Here is a 25,358-nt window from a genome sequence, read left to right as displayed (position 1 = left end):
AATAATCTCTTTTTTATTCACCGTTAACTATTACATTGTCATTTTCGTCTAAAATTAAATCAGGTTCATTAGTATCTAAATTTCAACGATAAACTGATTTAAAAACTTTTTTACTAGCAGGTTGACTAAATTTTCAAGTAAATGATGAGTTTCATTGAACTGTTATATCTTTTGGAAATTCTATTTCTTTATTTCCAATAAATCCTTTTTCTTCTTTCAATATAAATAATTTTTCTACACCATTTTCATTAACAATTATTCTTTTTCCATTTTCTTTTGATGTTTTTGTATCATTTTTAAATTTTGTAATTCTTCAATTTTCACTTGAATTACTGTGTCATACTACATAATAATATTTATTATCTACATTATTAAATGATTTTTCTTGTGGCGCTATTCACTCTAAATTGTTTTTAATATTTTTATTCGTTGTATTTATTTGGTTTTCTTTTTTTAAATATTTTAATTCTTCTGGTGTGTATTCTGCTATGTTATTACAAGCAACTAAACTTGTTGTACTTGTTGCTGTTAAAGTGACTGTTACTAAAATACCTAATATTTTTTTAATTTTAGTACCCACCCCTTCTTAAAATATTTTTACATTAATAATATATATAAACTACATATATTTAATATAACTAATTTATAGTATTTAAACTAAAATATAATTGATTATATTTTAATAACATTCATTAATTAAATCTACAACAGAATAAGATGTGCCAACTCCAGTGCCTAATACAACACCAATAAATCCACCAACTAAAGTACCAATAACTGGAACAAAACTACCAACTACTGCACCCGTCAAAAGCCCACCAACACTTCCGATAGAAGAATCTTTCAAAAGTATATTAGCTTTTTAGTTTGTTTCACAAACTTTTTTAAAGTCTCATCCGTGTAAATTTAAATGATATTTTAAGTTATTTGTTTTAAGAAAAACACTTCCTAAGTAATTTTTTCATACTTGTTTTTCTCCTTTTCTTAATCTTGAAACTTTTTATCAAGATCTACCTGCATTATATATATATATATATATATATGCAAGCAAAGATATTAAGTTTAGGGGTTATATAAAAAGTATTGTATTAGTAAAATATTAATATATAATAAAAGCATAGGTTTAATCTTTTTCCGTAAAAAGAGTTATGCTGACTTGTTAATCGAACAAGGATAAAAAAAGAGGAGTTTATAAAATGGCACTTACAAAAGAACAATTAATAGAACAAGGTTTAAGTGAAGAGATTGCGGAAAATATCTTAAATCAGTTTAATAATGAAGCAAAGCAAATTAGAGAAAGTGTGCAAAAACGCGAAGATGTTATATCAAAAGAAGACTTTATTAAATTATCTAATGAATTAGATGAATTAAAAGCATTTAAAGATGTTCCATCTACTAAAATTGAAGATATTAAAACTAATTTAGATAAAGTTAGTGGTAATTCTTTATCTGAAAAAATGCAAACTTTAAAAGAATTAAAACCTGATTTGTTTGTTGAAGAACAACCATCAGTTTCACCAACTAATTTTATTAAAGATATGATTGAAAAATCTAGTGAAAATAAAAATGAAGAAATTGAAACTATTAAAGAAAAAGGAGCATATACTCCTGATGAAATTAAAAAAATAACTGATTATACACTTAAAAACCTTAGATAATAAGGGAGTGAAATATTATGGCAACAATTAACTTGCCACAAGTACCTTTTATATTACAAGGTAATACAACAGACCAAAAAGCGTATGTTGATATGGTTAATGCTTTATTGCGTGGACCTTTATATAATGAATATGCAAGTATTATGCAGTATGCTACTGCAACCGCAGAACAAGTTGCTTGATTACCAAATGCAGGACAAGCACTATATAATTTAACTCATCGTGTGGTATGACAAGATGATTATTCATTACCAAATGGTGGGACAACTCAAACAATGGGATTAACAAGAATTTCAGTTCCTATTGATAAAAGATTTAATTTAAAATTAATGAATGAAGCTTTTGACTTAGCATTAATAGAACAAAATATTAAAAATGGTGTTATTGCTGATGCTATTTCTAGTGTTGTACAGAATAAATTTGTTAATTTAGAATGTGAATTAATTCAGGCTATTTATGATTATTGTTTAGCAGATGGTCAATATGAAGTAATTCCATTTCGTAGTTATACAGCAGAAAATGCAGATGATGCAAATAAAGCATTCTTTACATTAAATGAAACTTTGATTGAATTAACAAATCAAATTAGTAATTTATATTTTGGTTTACCAACAGATAAAATGTTTATGGTTTTAGGTCGAAGATCATATTTAGGATTAACACCTGCTTTTTTAAAAGTAATTGGTTCACAAGCACAACTAAAATCGATGGTTAATGGTGAATTATATGAAAATACAGCAATGGGTATTCCAGTATCAAAAAGCTTTCATTTAGAAAAAACATATACAAAAGGACAAGTTAACCGTGATAAAGGTTATAATTTTACTAATGTAAATGGTTTAATTATTAATAAACAAGTATGAGCTTATCCAATTAATATGGATACTATTCAACAAGTTTTAGATAATGATACTGCTAATCCTAAATGAATTGGTAAAGTTCAATATGCAACACCAACTATTTTATATCCTAAAACATGTAAAATTATTTTGGAAAAACAACCAAGCCAAGATGAAATTACTGCCGCTAAAAGTAATCTAAATAAAACTTTTAGAGTTCCAGTTGATTATCTAATTTCAGCATCAAAACCAGAATCAAAACCAAATAATCAAGGTTAATATAAAATGAATTTACTAATATTACGCGTTTTAACTTTATTAGTATCTAATTTAGAAAATAAACCTTTAATAAGTAAATTTGTAAATTTAATTAATAGAGTTAATCAAGTTAAAAATAAAATATTAAAGCCAATTAATTATATTAGTGATAAATATAATAAAATTACAAATAAAGTTGAAGATATTTATCAGTGATTAAATCCATTTACTTATTTAGATTTAATTAAAAAAGGTCATAAAAAAGAAATTCAACAAATATTAAGTCAATTAGAAAAAGATAATAATATTAAAAATAGAAAACAATTTAAAAATGAAAATTATTTAAATACTAATTGACAACCTTTAAATAGTAGTTGACTTGATAGTGGTATGTTTAATATTACAAATAAATTAACTTTAACAGGTAATTTAACTATTTTAATATATACAAAAACAGCAAAACATCCGAAATTTTATGGACCTTATGTTTATCCTAGTGTTCCAGTTGAAATATGAAAATTATTAAGTAATGCTGTATCTAATGCAGGATCTTTATTTTGGCGTTATTGATTAAGAAAATGATTACCTAATCATTTAAGATATTATATTAAAAAACGATTACCACAAGCATTAAAAGAAAAATATCCCAAAGGAACTACTAAATTAACATTACCAACAGTTCAAAAATTACAACAAATTAAAAAGTTTATTAATAATTTAAAAATTGGACATTTTAATTTTAATTTTGCTGGTGAAATTAATAATAAAAAATGATATCGTGAACGCCGAAGTGATGTTAAAAATATTAAGAATTTATATAAAACACCAGTTAAAAATATTTTTTACAAAACTAATCAAACTATTAAAAAAATTAAGAAAGCAAAAGCAAGAGTTAATAGTTATAAGCCAAGTAATTTAAAAAATAAATATCGTAATAAATTAAGAGGTGTATTATATGAAAAATAATTTAAATAATTTATTATTTATAACAGTTGAAGATGTTAAAGAAAGTAAACTTTGACAACCTATTAATGAAAGAAAACAATCTGCTTATAATGATAATTTAATTTATAATGCTATTTTAAAAACTAGTTTATGAATGGATAGATTATCAGGTGGAACAATTTCCGATAAGATTAATAAAAAAGAATTATTTCCATGAGTAAAAAAAGATAATACTGGTTTAATTGAATATGATAAATGATTAAGTTATATTCAATCTGCTTGTTTATTAGCAGTTATTAATTGATATTTACCAAAAGGAGTAAATGATTTAACTGGTAGTGCATCATTTTCACAAGGTGGAGTTGCTTATTCACAAACTAATGACCCTGAAGCAAATGAAAATATTACCAGAGATGTTAAAAATGCTTTAAAATTAGCAGGTGAAATAATTGATATTATATCTAGTAAAACAGTATCTAGACCATATAATTATAGTTTAGATAATTATGCTCATTCATGAGAAGAAGAATATAAACATATTAGTAAAAAAACTTTTTATCCAACATTATTATTTTGATTAAAAGAACGATTGCAAACAGATAATTCAATAAATATTTTTTATCCAACTGTTAATGATTTTTCTAAAATTGATTATAACGAATATATTAAACTTATTGTTCCATTTGATAATGATAGTATTTATTATGAAAATAATGTCTGAAAAGCAAAACAAAGTGGCGATATTCCAACAGATATTATTAAAGATAGTGATTTAAATAAAAATTATATTGAAAAAGTTGATGGTAAATATATTGTAAAAACATCACAAGATATTAATCTTAAACAAGATAAATTAGTAAGCGGTACAAATATTAAAACTATTAATGGTTCTTCATTATTAGGCAGTGGTGATATATCTATTAGTGGTGGCAATGATTGAGAATTAATTAATTATCCAGAAGCAAACGAAAAATTAACATTTAAAATTCCAAATTATGATTTAACAAAATATTACTATAAAATATCAATTTCAATAACAGATTATGCATCTGCTAATAAATTTGTAACATATTATTTTGAAACAATATCACAAAAATCAATTTTTACATTTTTAGCAGATAATTCATATGAAAGAATAACAATTAAGCAAGACGGCTCAATTTCAAATTACACAAATAATATTGTTATTAAAGATTTAACAATTAAAAGAAAATTAATAAATAATAGCGAATTAAGGGCAGATGAACCACATTCTATTTATAAGCGTGATATGGATACTGATTTTTCAAAAGAAACATCGGATTCTTATGATATATTGATAAGAAAAATAAATAGTGCAACAACTATTAATGAATTAAACTTACTTGAAAAACACCCAGTATGAAGAATTATTTCAAATAATAGAAATGATATTAAAGAATTATTTAACAAAAAATGATTAGAATTAAATAAAAATGAATAAAAAATTAAATGAGGTAAATAATTATGAAACAAGATAAAATGACTTGATTAAAGGGTGTCTTACCTTGAAATTGATTTAAAAAAGACCCTATTCCGACTTATAATTGAACTCATAAAGATATTAGAGAATGAGAAAGGAAATATAAAATTCGTAGTTGAGTAGTTAGTTTTTATACATTGATATTTTTAGCATTAAATTGTTGATTAGAATATGGCATGATTAATGCAATAAAAGATAATATTAATTGATATAATTATGGTCAATATTGAGGTAATGGAATTGCCATATTATTAACCCCTTTATTTACACACGGAATTCAGGGTATATTTGTTGCTAGTAGTAAACCAAAAGTAGATATGAAAATTGATATACCACGATTAAAAATATCTAAAATGGGATTAGTATTTACAATATTACCTTTAATTACTTTAATAATTTCTTTAATTATTATTTGAATTGATAAATCAAAATGAAAAAAAGACCATTTAAGACATTGTTTAGAATGTCGAATTAATCCGCGTGTTATTCAACCAAGAATAGCAAAACAATGAAATAATTTAGATGGTATAACATAAGAAAATAACAAAGAATTAAATTTAAAATAGACTATATATTAGGGGTGGTTGATATTTTTGGGTGGTTATATAGTTTAATTTATAAATTATTTTGTTTTGAAAAAATAGATGGCCACTGTTTGAGTAAGGATAAGAAAGGAAATATTAAAATGGAAATTAGTAATGAAATAGTAATTGCTTTACTTGTATTAGCAGGTGCAGGCGGAATGGGTAGTCTTGGTATTCTTGGATTATCTGCTAAAAAAATTAAAAAATATAAAGCAGAAATTAGAGAATTAAGAACTGCTGTTATTGCCCACGAAAAACATTTACGAGGGCCTGATTATGCAACAGAATTAGCATTAAAAACAGGTCAAATTAAAAATGTTAAAAAACAAGTTAAAGTAAATGACAAAAAACAACAACAAAAAGATGCTATTAGACAACTAACAAATAGCATTTAAAAAATAACCAATTAAGGTTATTTTTTATTTTTCTTTATTGTGTTTTATATAAAAATTAATAAGATGTTCTATTCGTTGTGAATAAGTAAGGCCATTAAATTCATTTCAAACTTTTTCTTCATTTTCATTTAAGTAAATATTAACATTACGAATTAATTTAGAATAATATTTTTCTGTTTTTTGATTATATGAATTTTTCATAATATTAACCTTCATAATTAGCAATAATAATGGCATCTCGTAAATGATTACTTATTTTCTCATTATTATAGAATCAACCTTTACCATATTGATAAGTTAAATTATTATCTTTATCATATTTTCATATACAACTATCATTATATTTACTTAAATTTTCCATATTTTTAACAACTGATTTAGTATGTTTTGGTGATACTCAATTAACATTATTTAATTCGTGTGTATCATATTTAATTACTCCAATTATTTTTAATAAATCATCACGGTCTTTTGAACCATTAGCATTTGTATATAAACAATCTTCAATATTAATAATTGCATCTTGTTTTAACTTATCTAAAATAATATCGGTTTGTGTAATTCAATAATGATTTGTATATTCAGATTTATCAATTAATTTATTATCTTCAAAAATAGCAACGGCCGTAGTGCCAGTTCCTGATGGGTCAATACCTATTTTTATCAAGTCGCTCATTCCTCATCGTTGTTAACTGTTGGTAATACATTTGATATATCTTCTTCTTTTACTACATTATTATCTGTCAATCTTTCATTTGATTCATGTAATAAATTATTATTTGATATATTTTCGTTGCTAATTTGACTCTTATTTATGTTTATATTATTATCATTATCAATATAAATCTTTTCATCATTAGTTGTAATAACTGCTTGGTCTGATTTATAAGCTTGTTGTAATTCGACTGACATAATACCTCATTTTCGCAATAAACTAGTTAATACTGTTTTAAGTGCCATTTCATCAAAACTAGCAATATAAAATGATTTATTTTTAGCATAAGTTTTAGAATATTTCATAAAATGATTTTCCATTTGTTCTTTTGTCATATATAATGTTTTTTCAAAACCATTAACCATTTTAAAATATGCTACATAACCTATAATTGGTAATTTTTCTCTTTCATCTTCATTTTGTATTCAATTAAAACTAGTTCCTTTTAATCTATCATAATTTACTAATTCATTTTCTCTGACGTCTGATACTGACATATCTAAATATTGACCGCTTCTTTGAGCTAATTGAATATAACCTTTATAACCCATTTGAAATTGTGCTTGATTAATTCATTCTTGGATTTCACGACCATTAATAATTCTTGTTATTTTAGTATTATATGGAACGACATAAGCATATCCGAATTGCTTTTCCATAGGTAAATTTAATAAAACACCTTGATAACAAGCGGTCATAATTGTTTTTGGGTCTGCTTTTTGTAATAATTCATTACTGTTTGATATTGAAACTATATTACTCTTAAATCTTGCAATTTCATTTTCATTTGAAAATTTACTTTTTATTCATTCTGTTGCTTTATCTGTTCTTAAAAATTCAACAATATTTGCCATATTATTTTTCTCCTTTATTTATTTTAAAATTAATACCTTTAATACCAATTAAATTAATATCTTTATTACTATCTCATTGTTCTTTAATTTCATTTTTAACAATTTGTTCATCAACAATTAAATAGTTTTTAATAAGATTAATAAGTTCTAATTTATCAGCTTTTTGTAAAAAATCATCATTAATACCTATAACTTCAATATCTTTAACTAATAATTTTTCTTTACGAAAATTACTAGTAATAATTTTTAATTCTTGCATTTGTTTTGCTACACTTTTAATTTCTAAAAATTGTTCTTTTTTGTGATTTTCAATAATTTCATTTTGTTTTTGAAATTGAATATTAATAACACTATTTTTAAAAGAATCATGATTACTTTTAATATTATTTTCTAAATTCAAAATATCTTTTCTAATAAAATTTAATTCATCTTTAAAATTTTTTATTAATTCTAATGGTTCTCTAAAAATATAATCAATTTTTGAAACTACTAGTTTTAAATCTTTTAGTGATTGTGATTTATATTCTCCATTTATTAATCAAGCTTGTTGTCGATATATAAATTCTGCTAATTCTTGCCCATTTTCATCAATTCATTTTTTAATTGTTAATGCTTTTAAACTTAATTCTTTAAAATCATTTCCTTTTAAATAAAATGGATAAGTAATATTTTTAACTTCATTATTTAATTTTAAGTCTTCCATAATTAAATTTCCTCCAAATTCATATTCATAATTAAATTATCAATATACTCATAAGCACCGTCTTCTGAGTGACATTCTTCTAATGCTATATTAAATAAGTCTTCTTCGGTATAAACCTTACCATCTTCATCTTTTCACATATTTACTCACATCCTTGTCATTTAATATTTTTGTTTTCTAAATCAATAATTGTAGTTTTACAATAATTTAAATTTTCAGAATAAATTCTTGCCTCATCAAATGTATAAAAATATGTAGTATTTAAGCTATATTTATCTTTTGTTACTAATAAGTATCTTTTATTCATAATTTATCACCTCATAATCTGCTTCTTCATCTGCTAAATAATCACTAATTAAACTTTTAACTTCATCAATTTCATATCATTTGCAATTTAAGTCAAAATTTGTTGGCAATGAAATATTACCCACATGTCGTTCCTCATCACCAAATTTAAGATATAAATTTAACTCTAAATTATCTGAATAATCACTATCAATTTGTGCATAAATAATATCTTTATTGGTAATTTTTAATGCTTTATTACATATCATTTTTTATTTCCTCCTAATTTTGTTTTCCTAATGCTCAATGTTCATCAGTCATATCTTCAAATGATACTGAATAACTTTTAAGCATTAATTCATTTAATTTATTTTCTTGATTACATTTAAAGCAATAACTCAATATCTTTTTTTAAGACAAATTTTATTTAACTTTTTCATATAAACCTCCTAAATTATTCCTTTGATTTTTTGGTCAATTTGTAATATTTTTCAACCATCAGAAGCTAAATCTAAAATATCGTTAATTTTGTAATATTGCATATAAGAAGCAATAACATCTCATTTATCTTTAAATAAATTTAAGTACATTTTGGCTCATTCTAAACATTGCAAATCATAATGTTTTTTATGATGTGAAATACGACAATTAATAGGTTGACAATTAACTCAATAAAATGATGTTGTTATTTCATTTCAAGTTTTATTAATATATTTACTTTTATATTCTGTCATTTATTTTTTCCTCCTAGTTTTAACTCGCTGGCACTCACTCCCAAGTGAAAGTGCCAAGCGAGAATTAGTTATATAAGTATTTATCTATTTACTTACTACGCCATCCGCCTCACTGGGGGTGAGCGGTGGCGATATGTTAATTGTTTGAATGTTTAATAATCCACAGTTGTTTTTTTAATATTGACGCCAGACATATATATGTCTTCCTTTATCCGTGCCCATTTGTGCTTTTGCTCTGGGATTTGACGTTCAGTTTTTAAATTAAAAATTCACTCGCATTTTAAAGGACCAAATGCTATAAAACTCCAACCAACCACACTTTTCGCAAATTTAATTGTAAAGTCACTATCTCTATTTTTATTGTCGTTTGATATTAACCTTGGACTTATCACGACTATCGCTTAGTTCTAATGAACCAGCGCCGATTTACATTTTTCCTCATACACTATTTCAGTACTTGCCTCGGCCGGCTGTGGAATAAAAACACTTAGTTATTTAAAATAACCGTTTCGCTCTGCATTAAGTTGTTTTATAAAATTTAAGTTTTAATAAACCAGTTTCATAATCAAAGATAATTTTTGAATTTTCTAGGCGTTTATAAAACCGCTTTTGTGTTTTATCTTTTACTTTATTCAATAAATCTTTATGTTTTTCACAAGTTCATAAAACTTTATTTGATAAAAATTCTTCGGTAATGAATGATATTGCTTTATAGCAATTATCAACATCACATATTGTTTGTTGCTTATTAATTTTCATTACCTACTCCTTCCTTTATTAAGTTTTTTTATTAGCAAATTAATTAACTGAAACAGAGAAAGGACAACACCTTAAAATTGGAGAAAAAACAGGTACACTTTATAAAGATTTCTAAGATATTTAATAAATGTGTAAACAACTTAAAGAGGGTATCAAAAAGTTGTAATAAAAAGTTTCTATTTTAAGAATTTAAGATGCTGTCCTTTCTCTGAATCAATTAATAATTTTGGTTTTACAAATAAAAAAACCATTTTAGTAAATGGTTTATTATTTTTATTCAATTTCTATGTATTTGTTAAAACCCTTCTTTTTTACATGCGACCAACTTAGTACTAACCAAGGGGCTCAATCAGCGCCGAAATATCAACAACAAAATGTGAATCAACAATATTTTCTCCTAATGTTAGTAATTGAGGACAACAAAATAACCAACAAATAAATACTATACAAGAAAATTCACAACAATTATCGGTACAAGGAACTCAACCTCAAACGATTGCTGAACGAATTACTAATATGCAAAATCGTACTTTAATTAAACCATCAGATTTCTTAAATGCCCCAATTGATCCAAATATTAAAGTTGGACTTGGCCAAAATATGAATATTGGAGTACCAGGACCACCCGATTTATTTGATGATAAGCAGCAAAAAGGAACTAATAGCAAAAAACATCAAGCAAATATTGAAAAAATTCAATGTCAATGTAAAAATTGTGCAAAGAAAATACGTCCTTGATTAACTGTTTTTATTACTATTTTAATTGTTTTAGCAATTTTAGGTGGTTGTGTAGGTGCTATTTATGGTTTTCGTCCGCAATTAAGAGATTGACTTTTGAAAAATGAAGTAGCAACTGAAAATGCAAATGCAGTTGTTTAAGGGATAATTCTTGTTTGAGAATTTAGTTTTTAAACCATATTTTTAAATATGGTTTTTTCTTTTACAATATAATTATGAGATTTTAATAGAAAGTAGGGAATTATGAATAAAATTAAATTAATTGCATTAGATATGGATGGAACTGCTTGTTCCTTTCATCAAGGGATTCACGAGGCCAATATTATGCCAATTATTAAAGCACAAAAAATGTGGGGGTACAAGTTATTTTTGCAACAGGACGACCAGTATTAACTTTATTATCAGAAGCTATTAAAGTAAAAATGGATTATTTTCATCAATACTTTATTGGTTTTAATGGTACATGTATTTATGATATTAAGACACATACAATTGTTCATCAACAAACCTTGTCTGCTTCTCAAGTTAATTTTTTATTCCAATTGGCAAAAAATATCATAAAAAATTATGATGTTATATTGATGATTTAACCAAAGTTATTGTTAATTTTAATCCTGTTGCTCAAAATAATCCTGAATTAGCATTTTTTGATGGAGAATTTATTCAATATGATTCTGAATTAACAATTCAAAATAAAAGTTATAAATGTATTGTAATGGATGTTCATGAAAACGACGATTTTATTATTGCAGCTCGTGGGCAAAATATTGAAATTGCAATTGATGCCTCAGGAACAGCAGAAATAAATGCTCCAGAGATTAGTAAATTAGCTGGTTTGAAATGAATTTCATCCCAATGGAATATTGCTTTATCAGAAATGATGGCAATTGGTGACAGTATGAATGATTATTGAATGATTAAAAATGTAGGATTGGGAATTGCAATGGAGAATAGTCAAGAACAAATCAAGGCAATAGCAAAAGAAGTAACGACAACGGTTGAAACAGGTGGTGTTGCAAAAATGATTGAAAAATATATTCTCAATAATAGAAAATAATTATATAATTGTTAAGAAAAGAGAAAAAGAGGAGAAATAATAAAATGAAAGTTAAACAATCAATTTTATTGGCAATTCTTGATGGGTGAGGGATTGCACCTGATTCAAAAGGAAATGCTGTAACACAAGGGCATATGGTTAATGTTGAAAAGCTAAAAGCAAAATATCCATGAGTCTCAGCACATGCGGCAGGAGAATGAGTTGGTTTACCAGAAGGACAAATGGGAAATTCTGAAGTTGGACATATTCATTTAGGAGCAGGTCGCATTAAATATGAATCATTAACTTTAATTAATAAAGCAATTAAAGATGGAACATTTAATCAAAATCCAGAACTTTTAGCTGCAATTAATTTTGCAAAAAAAAATAATGGTGCTTTTCATATTATGGGATTATTTTCAGATGGTGGTGTTCATTCACATTTAAACCATATTTTTGCTGCTTATAAATTAGCAGCACAAGAAGGAGAAAAAGAAATTTACTTGCATATTTTTGGTGATGGACGTGATACGAAACCAGAATGTATTAAAATTTATCTTAAACAATTTCAACAATTACAAAACGAATTAAAAGTTGGCGAAATTGCAACCATTGGTAGTCGTTATTACGCAATGGATCGTGATAAAAAATATGACCGAGTGCAGGTTGCTTATGATGTTTTAGTTTCAAGAAAAGGCTCAGAATTTAGTGACCCAATAGAATATATTGACCGTGAATATCAAGCTGGCCGTAATGATGAATTTTTAATGCCAGCATATAATATTAATGCTCCAAGAGGTTATATTAAATCAGGTGATGCTGTCTTTTTTGCTAATTTTCGTCCTGATCGTGCTATTGCAATAGCTTCGGCTTTAACAAATCCTAATTTTCCGGGTAATGATGCACAAACTTATTTTATGCCAAAATTATATGATATTTATTTTGTTTCAATGATGGAATATGCAGAAACAGTTGCTTCTAAACATGTTGCTTTTAAACCAATTGAAGTTATTAATGGTTTAGGAGAATGATTAAGTAAAAAAGGTTACCGTCAATTGCGAATTGCTGAAACAGAAAAAATTGCTCATGTTACATTTTTCTTTGATGGTGGAAAAGATTATTTTAAAAATGGTCTAGCAACACAAGCCGAAATTACATTACCAGGGGCTTCAACAAATTTAATTCCATCACCAAAAGTAGCAACTTATGATTTAAAACCAGAAATGTCAGCGTATGAAATTACTGATAAATTAATTGCTGAACTTAATCGAAATGAATTTGATGTTATTATTTTAAATTTTGCAAATTGTGATATGATTGGGCATACTGGAATCTTACCAGCCGCAATCGAAGCAGTTAAAGCTATTGATGATTGTCTTGGTAAAATTTATGCAGCAATTGAGAAAGTTAACGGAATTATGATTATTACTGCTGACCACGGAAATGCTGAAATTATGATTGATGAAACAGGGGGTCCTAATAAAAAGCATACTTCACAATTGGTTCCAATTATTATTACAAAAGAGGGGTTACAATTACGAAAAGATAATCCGGCAATTGCTGATATTGCTCCGACAATCTTAGATTTATTAGGTGAAGAAATTCCCCCTGAAATGACACAACCATCATTAATTAAATAAAAGACATTGCAAAATATCTTTTTTAATAGATGGATTCAAAATTCTGTACCAAATAATTTTAAATTTTAAATGGATTTTTAACTAATTTATTATATAATAAAATGTAGGATTTAAAGGAGTAATAAAAATGACTAATAATGATAATGTTTATAATCCTAAAAGATCATGATATGAGTTAAAACCAACATTAGTTGATCGTGCTGCTCCCTTTGATTTTAATTTAGTTAAACTTAAAAATACGGGTTATATTTTTTTAGGAACAGCTATTTTTGCTCCCTTTTTTATTAATATTTTAATTTCATATATGTTTACACATAATGAATATGCTTTAGCAGGGATGAACTTTATTAGTTGGATTATTGTTGCAATTGGTTCATATTTTGTTATTAGTGGTGCACAAAATGAAATTATGCGGTCAGGTGCTATTGCCTTTTATTATTTTTATTTTATTCCAAATATTATTGGTTTAGTAATTGGAACCATTGTAAACCAGTTTCATCCATCTGATAGTGTTAAAACAACAATTAATTTATTAACATTAATAATTGCGGGATTGGTGACAATTTTTATTCTTTATCGGTCATCAGCATTAATTTTTGAAAAAATTAAATTAACTTTAAAACAAGATTGCAAACGTCTTTTTGTTGTTTGCTCAATTAGTATTATTGCTGTTTTTTCAATTCATTTATTTTTTGTTTATTTACAATCATTAATAACAGCAACAACTTCAAACAATCAAAATAATTTAATTAAAGGACTAGATAAATGGTGAAATATTGCTTTCTTATTTATCTATACAATTTTAATTGCTCCAGTTGTTGAAGAATTAGCAACTAGACACGGAATTTTTAGTTTAAGTGGTAACAAATGACTTGGATTTGTTGCATCAACAATTTTCTTTGCTGGCATGCATGTCGCTGAAACTGGTGATTGAGAACATTTTATTGGATATATTGGAGCATCATTAACACTAGGAATGCTATTTCTTATTGTTAATGGGAATGTTACATATACCATAATTCCTCATGCTGGTTATAATTGCATTGTTGCCATTTTAATGCTTGCTGCATCAAAATTTTTAGCATAATTAATTTTAAAAAAGCACTAAAGTGTTTTTTATTTTTTTGAAACAAACTTATACAGATATATATTTAATTAGTTATGTTCTAAGACAATGAATGATTTTCTAAAAAAGATTCTTTAGAGATTTATTTATAGCAATATTATTATTAATCATTATATAATCTAATACCGGTTCCAATTCCCATTCATGTTCTACCGCCGATAAATGAATCTGTAACATTTACTCAATGCTGTGTTAAAACTTGAATATAATAGAAGTATTAGAAACTTTAAAACAAATTTTTAAAAATAAACATTTAAAAAAACATTTAAAGGGAATTATAACTGATCAAAAAAAGAATTTTGAAATTGAAAAGATATTGAAAAACATCTTAAAACAAATGTATATTTTTGTGTAGAAACCACATACATTTTGTATTTTTGTGGTATTTACATTTTTACAAAATAAATTTTATTAATATTTTAAATAAGGAGTTAAAATTATGCAAACAAAGCAATATTTAATTTTGCGGTCATTAGTGAAAAAGTATGGTAAAGATATTGTTATTAATACTGTTAATAAGATTGTAAAAGATATTGAAATTAAAAAGTAAAAGAATAAATTATTCCGCGTAATTTATTAGCGGATAATTTATTCAATAATGTTTTTAAGTGGAGCGAAGCGACAACGAGCAGAGCGAGTTTGCAAATTTCAATTTTTTAATTTATGAAAGGAGTTATATCATGCCAGTATGATTAACATGAATATTTAGTATTTTGATTTTGTTAGGTATTTTTGCGTGAATTGGTTTATCAATTTATCAAAAAGTTAGACAAATTCAAGATAAGAAAAAAGAAAAAAAGAATTTGAAAAAAAGGAGGATAGAAAATAATGAATTTATTAACTGAAACAGTTACAAAAATCGGTTTTGGTGATGGAATGAATTCCATTTGAACTGGTTTAGGTAATGCAATGAGTAAAGTAAAAGATGCTGTATATGGTATTTTACCGCAATTAATGACCTTTTTAGGTGATTCGTGAATTATTTTAATTCCATTTGGATTATTTATTATTATTAAGATATTAAACTTTTTCCGTCATATGGTTAAAGGATTTTAATAGAGTATATTACTCTAATATTCAAAGTATTTTAACAAAAACTAAGGTACACTAGTTTATTTATTTTTTATTAATTTATTTTATATAACTATTACTTTAAAACTTAATAGTATTTTTCAGTGTGCCAATTTTTATTATTTTATATATTATGTATAACATTGTTAATAATCAGTGTTTTTATCAAAAATAAGCAATATATAAACATTAAATATAACATTGTTTATTAAACAAATAATTAGTTAGGAGTTGATAAAATTGAATAATTTTTATAAGAAAAATCAGAATATAGCAAATTATTTTATTTCTAAGAAACTTATTGCTTTTGAAATAGATAAAGCAAGTTTTATAAATTTACCTAATCATAATCGTCATATTGGTTTTTGATTGAGTAATAAATTTATTTATCCGAGTGAAAAATACTCAGAACAAGTAGCAATTGGTTTGATTTATGATAATTCTTATCGTATTGTAAAATATGATGAAAATTTAAAACAACACGATTGAAAATATTTAACTGGAACAGAAATAATTGATTTGTATAATCAATATAAACAAAACTATTTTACGCGTATGCATAAAGCATTATTTCAAAATGAACCTAAAAAAGTAAAAATAAATAACAATAATAATTTAACAAATTGAAGTGATGAAAAAGTACAACAATTAATTAATGACTTAGAAAGTTTAAATTAAATGAGTTTATATAATTATTGAGTTCAATTTGTTAGTTATATTATTGGTTCAAATGCCCCTGAATTTTTATATGTCATATCGTTTGTATTATTTATAGTTTTATTTTTTGGAATTTTTTTCAAACTTATTCAAAAAATGTGAAGTTTTTAAAACTTCAAAATGATTGAGAAAAATTAAAAGAGTTTTTTATTCATATATTTTTATTTATAAATAAATCTAATGTTGAAACTATTACAACTTGAAATTTAACACAAAATGAATATTTAACTTTAATGATTGGTGTTTGAATTGTAATTTTGTTTTTAACTTGGTTCTTATTGTGAATGATTTTTAAAATAGTTGGGTATTTTAAGTAATGAAAAAGTTTGTATTTTTTCTAATAAATTTTTGTTTTATTAATAGTTCAATGGTTTTGTTTAGTTTAATTGATTTATTACTTTGAATAATTTCATTAAATTATACTGGTTTAGTATTTTGACTTTTATTTGCTTTGCAGTGTGTTTATTTTGTTTGGTGAATTTGAAAAAATGTTTTTTATCAGTTAAATGTTTTTCGTTTAGTTTACTTTATTTGAGATAATCCGTTATCAGTAATTATTGGTAAATTAGGAACTGGTAAAACATTACTTTTAACTTTTTTATCACAAGTTATGAAACTTTTAACAAAGAAAATTTATAGTAATTATCCAATTGAAGATGATGCAATAAAACTTTTAACTTTTAATAATTTAGATTTTACTGATAGAACTAAATTAGTACCGCCTGACGATAGTTTAATTTTGTTTGATGAAAGTTTTTTATATATTGATAGAACTAGTCCCCACGAAGTTAAAAAAGTTCATGGTGGTAAAAGTGTGTGGATTGTTTTAGCAAGACATTTTAAAAATAGAGCGATTTTTACCGTACAGCGTGAGGGAATGATGTGAAATAATATTCGTCATTTAGCAAGTGATATTATTATTCCGATTTCATTGAAAAAACCCGTTAAATCTAAATTAGGTAATATTTTTAATCGTAGTTTTGTTATGCGAATTGGTATTTTCCAAGATATTACAGATTATAAAATTTGAAAAACAAAATCAGTAGAACGAATAGCAGAAGGTAAAAGAGCAAAACATAAGTCGGATGTTGGATTAGGAATTCGATTTTTTAAAATAATTATTCCGCTTGAATTTGCAAATAAATACGATAGTCATTGATTAAGTTTTGTCCGTGATTTAAAAAATGATGAAGTTGTTAATAAAAAAGAATATTTTTGAAAAGATATATCAAAATTAAATAATAAACAACGCTTAGAATTGTTTGATATTGATATTTTGAAAGAAAATTTAAAAGCAAAAAAGGGAAAGGAAAGATAAAAAATGAGTAATTTATTAAGTGAAAGCGTTAATAACGATAATTGAAATAAGATTTTTAGTTTTATTTTTGATACTTTTTTATTTGTTTTTGATGTAATTTGAAATACTAAATTGCCAATGACAAATATAACGATTGCTTATTTTTTAATCTTTTTTATGGTTATTAAGTTATCAATTTATGCTATTCATGGAACATCAACTAATTATAACGATTTAGGTTCAACAGTTAAAAGTGGTGTTATTAATAGTTCTAAACTATACGGTGCTACTGTTCGGAGTGTTTCTAGTACTAAACAAGGTTTACAAAAACATATTAAAGAATGAAAACAATTTAAAGTTAGTCGCAATAAACAACAGTTATCAAGTTTAGCAAGACAAGCAAAAACAAGAGAACAAGGATTTAAAAGAATTCATAGCACTAAAAGAATAAAAAAATAAGTAAGGAGTTGATTTTATATGATTAAGTTAGTTTTATTGGTAGTGGCAATCGCTATATTCGGTACAGGTTTTATAACAATTATTATAAATCAATTAACATCAGCAAAAAATATTATTATGGATTTATATAATTCTGATACTTGATTATTATCTATTTTTGGTAAAATGGCTATTTTATTTAGTCATCCGTTAATGTTAACAATATCAAGTTTATATATTATTGGTTTTATTATTTCAAAAACATTATATAGTTAGGAGTTGAATTTATGAAAAGTAATGTAGAAAATAAAAAAGAAAAGAAACAAAATGGTTTGTTTATTCTTGGGTTGATTTGATTTTGTATCTTATTATAAGTTTTTTGTTAACGCTTGTATGTATTTTAGATACAGTTTCAACGATTGAAGAATTAAAAGAAAAATATGCTGGTATAAATTTTTATATAATTTATGGTTTATGATTTGATATATTGTGATATATCTTAATAATTCATTATTTTTATGGTTATTTATTTAATGAAATTATTAAATTAATAAAAGAAAATTGTAAAAATAAATTGGTAAAAAATAATGCGTAAGTTTTTAGTATTATTTTCGTTTATACCAATTTTATTGATTTCTTTTTTCTCATTAAGGGCGATGACATTACAACAAAACCATCAATCACAACAAACAGAAGAAAAAGCAAGAACAAAGCGAGGTGTAGAAACTGGTATAAATGAAACTGATTTTATTAATACAATGTTTTTACGCAGTATTTTTTTCGAAAATTGAAGTGATACCAATTATTTTATTAATCCTACTTTAAAAACATCAAAATCATTAATTTATAACGATAAATGATATTTAGATTTTTTAAAGGATAGTTATTCAACTGGTGTTTCTTACACTAAAACTAGTGATAAGTTTATGGATTTATATAAAAATTGAGATACTTATGTTAAACAATATAACATTAATAAATTTTATGATGTTGATAAAAAACAATTTTTAAGAGAATTAACAAATTTTATTTGTTCTTTTACAACTAAATATAATTTAACGCAAATGTTAAATAAATTAAAAACAAATATAAATGATTTACAATCAGTTAATTTAATAGAAGATAATTGAAAATTAATTACTAATTATAATTCATTTGTTTTTAATAAAGAAAATAAATTTTATTTTTTTGTTTTTCAACCTTTTAATGGTGAACAATGAAAAATATTAAAATTTAAACATGATACAGATTTTGCTAAAGAAATAGATGGTATTCCTTTTATTCCTAGTGATATAAAAGTTTATGCTGAAGCAAGTAAATTAAAAGGTCTTTATCGTTGAGATGATAATGGTGAACCACAAATACCAGCAATTAATAAAACCATTGGTGAAATTACAGATTGAAATATTAATAGTCAAAATAAGATTAAAGATTTTTTAAATAATTACTTAGATGTTATTATTCAAGAAAATATTAGAGTACAGCAAGGCGGTAATCCTGATTATGAGATTCCCATTGTTGGAACACAACGAATAATCTTTGATTTTGAAATTATTAATAATTTGGACAAGTCTAGTATTGATACTATTTTAACTAAAAAATCAATTTATCGGATGGTTTTAACAATTGATAAAGATAATAATATTATTGCTGGTAGTTTAGAATTAATACATCTTAAACAATATTGGAATGGATATGATTATAATAGTTATCGATATACTGATGATTTAGGTTTTTTATTTTCTTTTATGAAAGATAAAGAAAATACATTTAATTTTAGTGCTGAAACATATAATTATTATCAGGGTAATACTCCTAATACTGGTAAAGAAGTTTTTGAACAGATGAAAGGTTAAATTGATATTAATAAATTTTTAAAAGCCTTTTTTGCATATGCTTTGGTACCTGTGTTTCAAAATCGTAGTAATTTTATTGAAAGTGGTTATATTGATAATTTACAATATGATACTGTTTTAATTAATTTTTTTGGTTTAAAATTAGTTAATTTTAGAGATGTTTTAATTGATGAAAATAATATTAATAAAAATCGATTTGAAAAATTATTAAATAGTATGTTTACAGTTTCACAAAACTTTTATAAAGATTATTTACGAACAATTTTTGATTTAGAAAATAATACTTATACACAAGGATATAATAAAAAATATGGTTTATTAGCAAATAATGGTTTTAAAATTTATCCTCGTTACTTTTATTTTTCTGATAAATATAAATCATTAGATTTTAAGATGTATTCTGCTTATAAAAATCGATTTTATAACACTAATTATGGAGATGTATTTAATTATGATTTTTCTGTTGCAAATGATTATAATATTAATCAAAATGAGGATTATGTTTTTGAAGGAACTTTAAAAAACAAGTATGGTTTAAAATATAAGAAAATGGAAGAACAAAAAATCGGTTATAATGTTTTTGAATTACAAGCACAAAAAGATAATGATATGTATTATTATTATGATTTTAATTTTGGTATTTATAACTGACAAGAAATTAATAACGGTGGATTATTTCCTGATAGTCAATGATGACAAGCACAATATGAAAGTTGTAGTTGATATAATTTAGCGTGTCATATCAGAAATGCGGCAATTTGAATAGTTAATAATATCCCTGGTATTAAACAAGTAAACGAACTAGCGAGTGGTGTTGGTAAGATTTTTCAAACAATTTATAGTTTTTTTAGTCAAACATTTGAAGTATGAAAATTTAGTCCTGCATTGTATAGTGCAATAACTAATTTATTTTTATTAATTATATTTATGAAATTTGTGCGATTAATTTAAAAAGGAACTTAAAAATAGTTCCTTTTTAACCTTTTCAATCTGTAATTTCACCAATGGTTTTATTAATTGCTGGTATTTGTGGTTCACCATTACCATCTCAACAATAAAGACCTTTTAATTTACTTGCTTCAGCATAAACTTTTATATCACTAGGAATAAAAGGAATACCATCTATTTCTTTAGCAAAATCTCTATCATGTTTAAATTTTAATATTTTTCATTGTTTACCATTGAAAGGTTGAAAAACAAAAAAATAAAATTTATTTTCTTTATTAAAAACAAATGAATTATAATCATTAACTAATTTTCAATTACTATTTTTTGGTGGTTGTTGTGGATTATATGATGGTTCTGGTTTATTGCCCTCCCCGTTTTCACTATTATTTGGTTTTTCACAACTAATTAATGATGTTGTGCTTGTTCCAGTTAAAATGATTGTTCCTAAAAGACTTAATATTTTTTTCATATTTTTAATTCTATAAAATATTAACCAAAATGATAAGAGTCTGTTGTATCTGCGTAAATGGCTTTTTGTCTTTCATCAGAACTTAAATTTGATCAACCATAAGTATTTCGTGTTACAACAAAAATTGATTTATTGTCAGGATTACCACTTTTAACTAGGTTAATCACCTCGTTATGAAATTCAAAAAATCCTGAGTAAATAATATCTACAATATAATTTATATACCCCGTCTCCATATTTTCGGCTGAAAATCTTATTGGTAATTTTGAAATTAATTTAAATAAATATGATTTAAAATCAGACGTACTTCTTTCAAAGAAAATTTTTTCAATAACGCGAGAAGTATTTAATGATAATTTAACTACGAGTCCATTATGACCATAATTTCAAATTATTTTAAAAAAATCATTTTTAGAATCATAATATGGATTTTCATCACTAATTGGTAAACAAGTTAAACTACCATTATCATTAAAACCACTATCTCTTAGTTTTTTATTTTTAAAAATTTCGGTAAGAACTCAGGCAGAACCATCATTATCAACAGTGATTGATTGAATTGGTTCATTTAGGCCAGATACTTTTTTTACTTCATCACTACCATTGCCTTTTCTATAATAAACACCATTTGTTGTTCCAAAATAAGCTGCGTTTGTTTTTAATTCACCAGCACTATCCTTATGTAATAAAGCCATTGAAGTAACATTGTCTGGAATACTTGGTAGCAAATAAGCATCTCTATCTAAAAGATTATAACCAACCCAATATACTTTACCACTTTGTGTGACCCCACTTGATTCTCTTATACTTCTAATATTTTCATTTGAACAATAATTTTGTAATGGAAATGTAATATTACTCATTAATCTATAATCACAATCCATTAATTTTTCTAATTTTAAAACATTCCCATTTTTATTATGGATTAAATACAAGTCCTCAGTGGTTCTGATATAAGCATCTCTAACCTCTCTATCTTACAGCCTTAGTATTTTTATCTAAAATTTGGACTGAAATTATATCTCCCTTAATTTTTGCAATATCTGATTCTAAATCACAAAATTTTTGATTTAAATTATCATTTATATCTCTTTTTGGTTTGATCCATGATGGCATGAGGTAGTTATATAATTAACAGCTATTAAAAATAAAATTCTTAAAGTATGGGAATTATAAATTTCATCTGAAAATACATTTATTGGTGTATAAGATAGTACTTGTTCATAAAATCAATTTCTTCATGTGTTTCTATTATTTCTATTAATAACTCCTATTGGCTGATGATTTTCGTCAAAATAATTACTGTACGGGTGGCTTTGAATACCATAATTTCAACGTTCTCAAGCTAATCTCAAAATACTGCTACCTTGTTGATTTTAGTCCATTGCAATTTTATAAAGATTTTCTTCTGTTTGCTCACCTTTCCCAAAAACAATAGATTGTTTATTTTCAATAACTTTATTGTTAATTTCATTATTTATTTTTCTAAATCGTCAATTCTCTGCAACAACTACAACAATTATCCCTAAAGAATTTCTAATATCTCTATTAATTTCTCCTTGGTAGTTAGATAATGTTTTAAAGGAATTAACAATTGTGCTTCAATTAATATTTAAATTAATTCCATTTCCGTTTCCATCAACGAAAAGATCTCTATAATCAGCTTTAAATTTCAAAGGAGTGGAACTACTAATATTAATATTATCTATAGAATCTATATGTCTTATATCAGCTTCTGAAAAATAATAATATTTATTTTTTACAGTAAACCCCTCCAAATAAAGATCCCTAGTTCTAAAAACTAAATCAATTCTTTGAGATTGTGAATTTTCCTCAATAATAACAGGAACAGTAAAACCGTTGTAGGGTGTGCCTACAAACTTATATGTTGGTTTACCTCTTACTGAACCTTTAAATCTATCTCCCATTTTGGGTGTAGTATTATCTTCAACTTTAAATCTATTTAAGACAACAATCTCACTATTATCATTTATAACAGTACTTGTACTAGGCTGATCATTCTCTATATTAAATATAACACGTAGTATGTCAGCTTGTATTAAAGCACGAAAAACTTTATTATGTCAATTTTTAAAAGAATTAGGATTATTTATGTTAATTCTTATATCTTCTAAATTAACATTAAATAAATTATTGTTTTCTATTTTATTTCTGATTAAATTTTCTAAATTATTTTCTTGCTTTTCATATGTACTTGTAGCTGTACTTGTAGCAATTGTTGTTTGTATTACAGTTCCATTAATTGTTAATATACTTAATAAATTTAAAAGTTTTTTCATTATTTGTATTTTCCCTTTTTTATCTTGAAACTTTTTATCAAGATCTATTGACATTATATATATATATATATATATATATATACAAGCATTTTTAAATATATTTTAGAAACGATACTTACTTATGATTATGATTGTTTAAAAAAGTTTGAAGTTTTATAAAAATTATTTTAAATGATATAACTATACTATATTATTTTTTTAAAAAAATGAGGTGAATTAATGAAATATATTATTAATGATTCTAATTTAAGTGATTTACAAGCAAAATTGCAAGATTTTTTAAGTAAAAATTGTCAAAATAAATATTATAAAAGAATAAAAAAGAAAATATTTGCATATATTAATTTATGTAAGGAGTTTTTTCTTGAAACTAAGTTGTTATTAAAAGATTTAATTAAAAAATATTTTAAAAATAAATTTTCAACTTTTTATTATTGAGCAAATAAAATTTTACTTGCATATGCAAATAATAATTTTGAAGATTTATTATTAAAATCAACAGTTCCTAATAATATTAATTATCAATATGGTGAAGATACTCGAAAAAATATATGTGATTTATATTTTGAGTATTGTAATAAACACGGTGGCGGTGTTTTATCTTTGTTTTATAATTTAAAAAAAGGAATTCACGGCGAAGAATTAAAAAGTAAAGCACCAAAAATTTAAAAACATTTTTTCGTTGACTTAAAAAAGATAAACGTTGATTAAAAATAAAAAATAAAATTAAAGAAATTAAAAGACAACACCCAAGATATGAAGTTAAAGAATTAGGATTATTACAAATGGATGCTAAATATTTTATGCCAAGTAAATTTCCAGTTGATAAAAAGTATTATGTTTATGATTTTATTGATGAAAGAATCAGAGGAGTATTCGGTTATATTTATGATAAATTATGCACTGAGAATGCTATTGATGCTGTTAAAAGAGCAATCCGTGATTTTAAAAAAATATTTGGTATTAAAATAACACGAATTAGAACTGATAACGGTTCTGAATTTATTAATAGTCATCGGAATAATCAAAAAAGTACTGTTAAAGAAAATAATTTTACTCAATTTTTAACAGATAAAAATATTTTACATCAAACAACACCCGTTCGTTCTCCGCAGTCAAACGGTAAAATTGAAAGATTTCATCAAAATTATACTAAGTTATTTGTATTTGATAAAAAAATATTGGATGCAGCTGGTTTACAAAATAAACTAAATGATTATTATTACTTTTATAATTTTGAAAAAGTGCATAAATCTTTGAATTTTCAGACACCATTTGAATTTTTAAATAATTTAACTAAATAATTTTAAATTTATAAAGTTTTATTTAAACTATTTTTTAGTGTGTCAATTTTAGAATTTTTATTTAAATATGTATCATTTTTAATGATGTTTTTATATTTTAAATTATATATTTTATTATTTTTTCTTGTTTTCTTGCAATCTCCAAAATGTGTGTAGTATACTACATTTTCCATATAAAACACCTCTTG

37 protein-coding genes and 1 pseudogene are annotated in these 25,358 nt (G+C 24.3%); 22 read left to right on the top strand and 16 right to left on the bottom strand.

The features are described from left to right. Positions 1 to 13: 13 nt before the first annotated feature. Together ACZ91P_RS10085 and ACZ91P_RS10080 are read right to left on the bottom strand one after the other, a co-directional pair. A complete protein-coding gene (locus ACZ91P_RS10085) occupies positions 14 to 580 on the bottom strand; it encodes a hypothetical protein (protein ID WP_465155659.1) in 567 nt (188 codons plus the stop codon). Between the two features lie 99 nt (positions 581 to 679). After that, on the bottom strand, positions 680 to 847 hold the full coding sequence (locus ACZ91P_RS10080) for a hypothetical protein (RefSeq protein WP_465155657.1): 168 nt from the start codon (positions 845 to 847) through the stop codon (positions 680 to 682). 349 nt (positions 848 to 1,196) lie between these two features. On the opposite strand from ACZ91P_RS10080, the gene ACZ91P_RS10075 reads away from it, so the two are divergent. The 6 genes from ACZ91P_RS10075 to ACZ91P_RS10050 are packed head-to-tail and all read left to right on the top strand — an operon-like array spanning position 1,197 to position 6,180. After that, positions 1,197 to 1,658 carry a hypothetical protein gene (locus ACZ91P_RS10075; RefSeq protein ID WP_465155655.1) on the top strand — a complete coding sequence of 154 codons (462 nt, stop codon included), beginning with the start codon at positions 1,197 to 1,199 and terminating at the stop codon, positions 1,656 to 1,658. 17 nt (positions 1,659 to 1,675) lie between these two features. After that, positions 1,676 to 2,776 (top strand): hypothetical protein, encoded by a 1,101-nt coding sequence (locus tag ACZ91P_RS10070; RefSeq protein WP_465155653.1) that lies wholly within the window; start codon positions 1,676 to 1,678, stop codon positions 2,774 to 2,776. 6 nt (positions 2,777 to 2,782) lie between these two features. Next, positions 2,783 to 3,721 (top strand): hypothetical protein, encoded by a 939-nt coding sequence (locus ACZ91P_RS10065; RefSeq protein ID WP_465155651.1) that lies wholly within the window; start codon positions 2,783 to 2,785, stop codon positions 3,719 to 3,721. Next, on the top strand, positions 3,711 to 5,162 hold the full coding sequence (locus ACZ91P_RS10060; RefSeq protein WP_465155649.1) for a hypothetical protein: 1,452 nt from the start codon (positions 3,711 to 3,713) through the stop codon (positions 5,160 to 5,162). Before ACZ91P_RS10065 ends, ACZ91P_RS10060 begins: the two co-directional genes overlap by 11 nt. Before the next feature lie 23 nt (positions 5,163 to 5,185). Next, positions 5,186 to 5,737, top strand: coding sequence for a hypothetical protein (locus tag ACZ91P_RS10055; RefSeq protein WP_465155647.1), 552 nt, complete (start codon positions 5,186 to 5,188; stop codon positions 5,735 to 5,737). Positions 5,738 to 5,781: 44 nt separating this feature from the next. Continuing rightward, positions 5,782 to 6,180, top strand: a complete 399-nt coding sequence (locus tag ACZ91P_RS10050; RefSeq protein WP_465155645.1) for a hypothetical protein — start codon at positions 5,782 to 5,784, stop codon at positions 6,178 to 6,180. Between the two features lie 24 nt (positions 6,181 to 6,204). Here ACZ91P_RS10050 and ACZ91P_RS10045 read toward each other — a convergent pair whose 3' ends face one another. From ACZ91P_RS10045 to ACZ91P_RS10005, 9 genes are all read right to left on the bottom strand, one after another. Then, complete coding sequence (locus ACZ91P_RS10045) at positions 6,205 to 6,381, bottom strand: hypothetical protein (protein WP_465155643.1); 177 nt, start codon at positions 6,379 to 6,381, stop codon at positions 6,205 to 6,207. Between the two features lie 4 nt (positions 6,382 to 6,385). Continuing rightward, positions 6,386 to 6,856 carry a hypothetical protein gene (locus ACZ91P_RS10040; protein ID WP_465155641.1) on the bottom strand — a complete coding sequence of 157 codons (471 nt, stop codon included), beginning with the start codon at positions 6,854 to 6,856 and terminating at the stop codon, positions 6,386 to 6,388. Beyond that, positions 6,841 to 7,749, bottom strand: a complete 909-nt coding sequence (locus tag ACZ91P_RS10035) for a recombinase RecT (protein ID WP_465155639.1) — start codon at positions 7,747 to 7,749, stop codon at positions 6,841 to 6,843. Before ACZ91P_RS10035 ends, ACZ91P_RS10040 begins: the two co-directional genes overlap by 16 nt. Position 7,750: 1 nt before the next feature. Further along, a complete protein-coding gene (locus ACZ91P_RS10030; RefSeq protein WP_465155637.1) occupies positions 7,751 to 8,452 on the bottom strand; it encodes a hypothetical protein in 702 nt (233 codons plus the stop codon). A gap of 2 nt (positions 8,453 to 8,454) precedes the next feature. Beyond that, positions 8,455 to 8,592, bottom strand: a complete 138-nt coding sequence (locus ACZ91P_RS10025; RefSeq protein ID WP_465155635.1) for a hypothetical protein — start codon at positions 8,590 to 8,592, stop codon at positions 8,455 to 8,457. A gap of 2 nt (positions 8,593 to 8,594) precedes the next feature. Further along, positions 8,595 to 8,759 (bottom strand): hypothetical protein, encoded by a 165-nt coding sequence (locus tag ACZ91P_RS10020; RefSeq protein ID WP_465155633.1) that lies wholly within the window; start codon positions 8,757 to 8,759, stop codon positions 8,595 to 8,597. Then, positions 8,752 to 9,006: a hypothetical protein gene (locus ACZ91P_RS10015; protein WP_465155631.1), complete on the bottom strand. Its 255-nt coding sequence runs from the start codon at positions 9,004 to 9,006 to the stop codon at positions 8,752 to 8,754. The genes ACZ91P_RS10020 and ACZ91P_RS10015 overlap by 8 nt, the downstream gene beginning before the upstream one ends. Positions 9,007 to 9,186: 180 nt before the next feature. Then, complete coding sequence (locus tag ACZ91P_RS10010; RefSeq protein ID WP_338991147.1) at positions 9,187 to 9,471, bottom strand: hypothetical protein; 285 nt, start codon at positions 9,469 to 9,471, stop codon at positions 9,187 to 9,189. A gap of 519 nt (positions 9,472 to 9,990) precedes the next feature. Then, positions 9,991 to 10,230, bottom strand: coding sequence for a hypothetical protein (locus ACZ91P_RS10005; protein ID WP_338988931.1), 240 nt, complete (start codon positions 10,228 to 10,230; stop codon positions 9,991 to 9,993). Between the two features lie 516 nt (positions 10,231 to 10,746). Between ACZ91P_RS10005 and ACZ91P_RS10000 the strand changes: the two genes are divergently transcribed. From ACZ91P_RS10000 to ACZ91P_RS09935, 14 genes and pseudogenes are all read left to right on the top strand, one after another. Then, the gene (locus ACZ91P_RS10000) at positions 10,747 to 11,109 is read left to right on the top strand and encodes a hypothetical protein (protein WP_465155628.1); all 363 of its coding nucleotides are present in this window, start codon (positions 10,747 to 10,749) and stop codon (positions 11,107 to 11,109) included. Between the two features lie 209 nt (positions 11,110 to 11,318). Then, positions 11,319 to 11,558 carry an HAD hydrolase family protein gene (locus ACZ91P_RS09995; protein WP_465155625.1) on the top strand — a complete coding sequence of 80 codons (240 nt, stop codon included), beginning with the start codon at positions 11,319 to 11,321 and terminating at the stop codon, positions 11,556 to 11,558. A gap of 125 nt (positions 11,559 to 11,683) precedes the next feature. After that, positions 11,684 to 12,025, top strand: a complete 342-nt coding sequence (locus ACZ91P_RS09990; protein ID WP_465155623.1) for an HAD family hydrolase — start codon at positions 11,684 to 11,686, stop codon at positions 12,023 to 12,025. A 44-nt stretch (positions 12,026 to 12,069) separates the two neighbouring features. Next, positions 12,070 to 13,644 (top strand): 2,3-bisphosphoglycerate-independent phosphoglycerate mutase, encoded by a 1,575-nt coding sequence (gpmI, locus tag ACZ91P_RS09985; RefSeq protein ID WP_465155621.1) that lies wholly within the window; start codon positions 12,070 to 12,072, stop codon positions 13,642 to 13,644. A 127-nt stretch (positions 13,645 to 13,771) separates the two neighbouring features. Beyond that, positions 13,772 to 14,731, top strand: coding sequence for a lysostaphin resistance A-like protein (locus ACZ91P_RS09980; RefSeq protein WP_465155619.1), 960 nt, complete (start codon positions 13,772 to 13,774; stop codon positions 14,729 to 14,731). A gap of 719 nt (positions 14,732 to 15,450) precedes the next feature. After that, the gene (locus tag ACZ91P_RS09975; protein ID WP_465155616.1) at positions 15,451 to 15,675 is read left to right on the top strand and encodes a hypothetical protein; all 225 of its coding nucleotides are present in this window, start codon (positions 15,451 to 15,453) and stop codon (positions 15,673 to 15,675) included. Further along, entirely contained in the window at positions 15,599 to 15,826 is a 228-nt protein-coding gene (locus ACZ91P_RS09970; protein ID WP_465155614.1) for a hypothetical protein, read from the top strand. The genes ACZ91P_RS09975 and ACZ91P_RS09970 overlap by 77 nt, the downstream gene beginning before the upstream one ends. 255 nt (positions 15,827 to 16,081) lie before the next feature. After that, positions 16,082 to 16,519 carry a DUF3627 domain-containing protein gene (locus ACZ91P_RS09965; RefSeq protein ID WP_465155612.1) on the top strand — a complete coding sequence of 146 codons (438 nt, stop codon included), beginning with the start codon at positions 16,082 to 16,084 and terminating at the stop codon, positions 16,517 to 16,519. Between the two features lie 146 nt (positions 16,520 to 16,665). Then, positions 16,666 to 16,875: a DUF2649 family protein gene (locus ACZ91P_RS09960; protein WP_465158978.1), complete on the top strand. Its 210-nt coding sequence runs from the start codon at positions 16,666 to 16,668 to the stop codon at positions 16,873 to 16,875. Continuing rightward, entirely contained in the window at positions 16,875 to 17,876 is a 1,002-nt protein-coding gene (locus tag ACZ91P_RS09955; RefSeq protein WP_465155609.1) for a hypothetical protein, read from the top strand. Before ACZ91P_RS09960 ends, ACZ91P_RS09955 begins: the two co-directional genes overlap by 1 nt. A 3-nt stretch (positions 17,877 to 17,879) precedes the next feature. Further along, positions 17,880 to 18,314, top strand: a complete 435-nt coding sequence (locus tag ACZ91P_RS09950; protein ID WP_465155607.1) for a hypothetical protein — start codon at positions 17,880 to 17,882, stop codon at positions 18,312 to 18,314. Between the two features lie 18 nt (positions 18,315 to 18,332). Further along, entirely contained in the window at positions 18,333 to 18,569 is a 237-nt protein-coding gene (locus tag ACZ91P_RS09945) for a hypothetical protein (RefSeq protein WP_465155605.1), read from the top strand. A 103-nt stretch (positions 18,570 to 18,672) separates the two neighbouring features. Next, a complete protein-coding gene (locus tag ACZ91P_RS09940) occupies positions 18,673 to 18,888 on the top strand; it encodes a hypothetical protein (RefSeq protein WP_465155603.1) in 216 nt (71 codons plus the stop codon). Continuing rightward, a pseudogene (locus tag ACZ91P_RS09935) lies at positions 18,881 to 21,100 on the top strand (spiroplasma phage ORF1-like family protein). The gene ACZ91P_RS09940 and the pseudogene ACZ91P_RS09935 overlap by 8 nt, the downstream one beginning before the upstream one ends. A gap of 25 nt (positions 21,101 to 21,125) precedes the next feature. Here the strand turns inward: ACZ91P_RS09935 and ACZ91P_RS09930 are convergent. From ACZ91P_RS09930 to ACZ91P_RS09915, 4 genes are all read right to left on the bottom strand, one after another. Beyond that, positions 21,126 to 21,566: a spiroplasma phage ORF1-like family protein gene (locus tag ACZ91P_RS09930; RefSeq protein WP_465155601.1), complete on the bottom strand. Its 441-nt coding sequence runs from the start codon at positions 21,564 to 21,566 to the stop codon at positions 21,126 to 21,128. A 20-nt stretch (positions 21,567 to 21,586) separates the two neighbouring features. Then, positions 21,587 to 22,450, bottom strand: coding sequence for a hypothetical protein (locus ACZ91P_RS09925; RefSeq protein ID WP_465155599.1), 864 nt, complete (start codon positions 22,448 to 22,450; stop codon positions 21,587 to 21,589). Positions 22,451 to 22,538: 88 nt separating this feature from the next. Next, positions 22,539 to 22,682 (bottom strand): hypothetical protein, encoded by a 144-nt coding sequence (locus tag ACZ91P_RS09920; protein WP_465155597.1) that lies wholly within the window; start codon positions 22,680 to 22,682, stop codon positions 22,539 to 22,541. 260 nt (positions 22,683 to 22,942) lie between these two features. Beyond that, the gene (locus ACZ91P_RS09915) at positions 22,943 to 23,866 is read right to left on the bottom strand and encodes a ribosome-inactivating family protein (protein ID WP_465155595.1); all 924 of its coding nucleotides are present in this window, start codon (positions 23,864 to 23,866) and stop codon (positions 22,943 to 22,945) included. Positions 23,867 to 24,085: 219 nt separating this feature from the next. Between ACZ91P_RS09915 and ACZ91P_RS09910 the strand changes: the two genes are divergently transcribed. Beyond that, positions 24,086 to 24,535, top strand: a complete 450-nt coding sequence (locus ACZ91P_RS09910) for a hypothetical protein (protein ID WP_465155593.1) — start codon at positions 24,086 to 24,088, stop codon at positions 24,533 to 24,535. Between the two features lie 116 nt (positions 24,536 to 24,651). Beyond that, positions 24,652 to 25,170: a DDE-type integrase/transposase/recombinase gene (locus ACZ91P_RS09905; protein WP_465155589.1), complete on the top strand. Its 519-nt coding sequence runs from the start codon at positions 24,652 to 24,654 to the stop codon at positions 25,168 to 25,170. Positions 25,171 to 25,178: 8 nt separating this feature from the next. Here the strand turns inward: ACZ91P_RS09905 and ACZ91P_RS09900 are convergent, their stop codons facing one another. Then, positions 25,179 to 25,343: a hypothetical protein gene (locus ACZ91P_RS09900; RefSeq protein WP_465155587.1), complete on the bottom strand. Its 165-nt coding sequence runs from the start codon at positions 25,341 to 25,343 to the stop codon at positions 25,179 to 25,181. Between the last annotated feature and the right edge of the window lie 15 nt (positions 25,344 to 25,358).

The organism is Spiroplasma endosymbiont of Halictus nicosiae (assembly GCF_978018445.1).
This window is presented reverse-complemented; position numbering and strand designations above follow the sequence as displayed.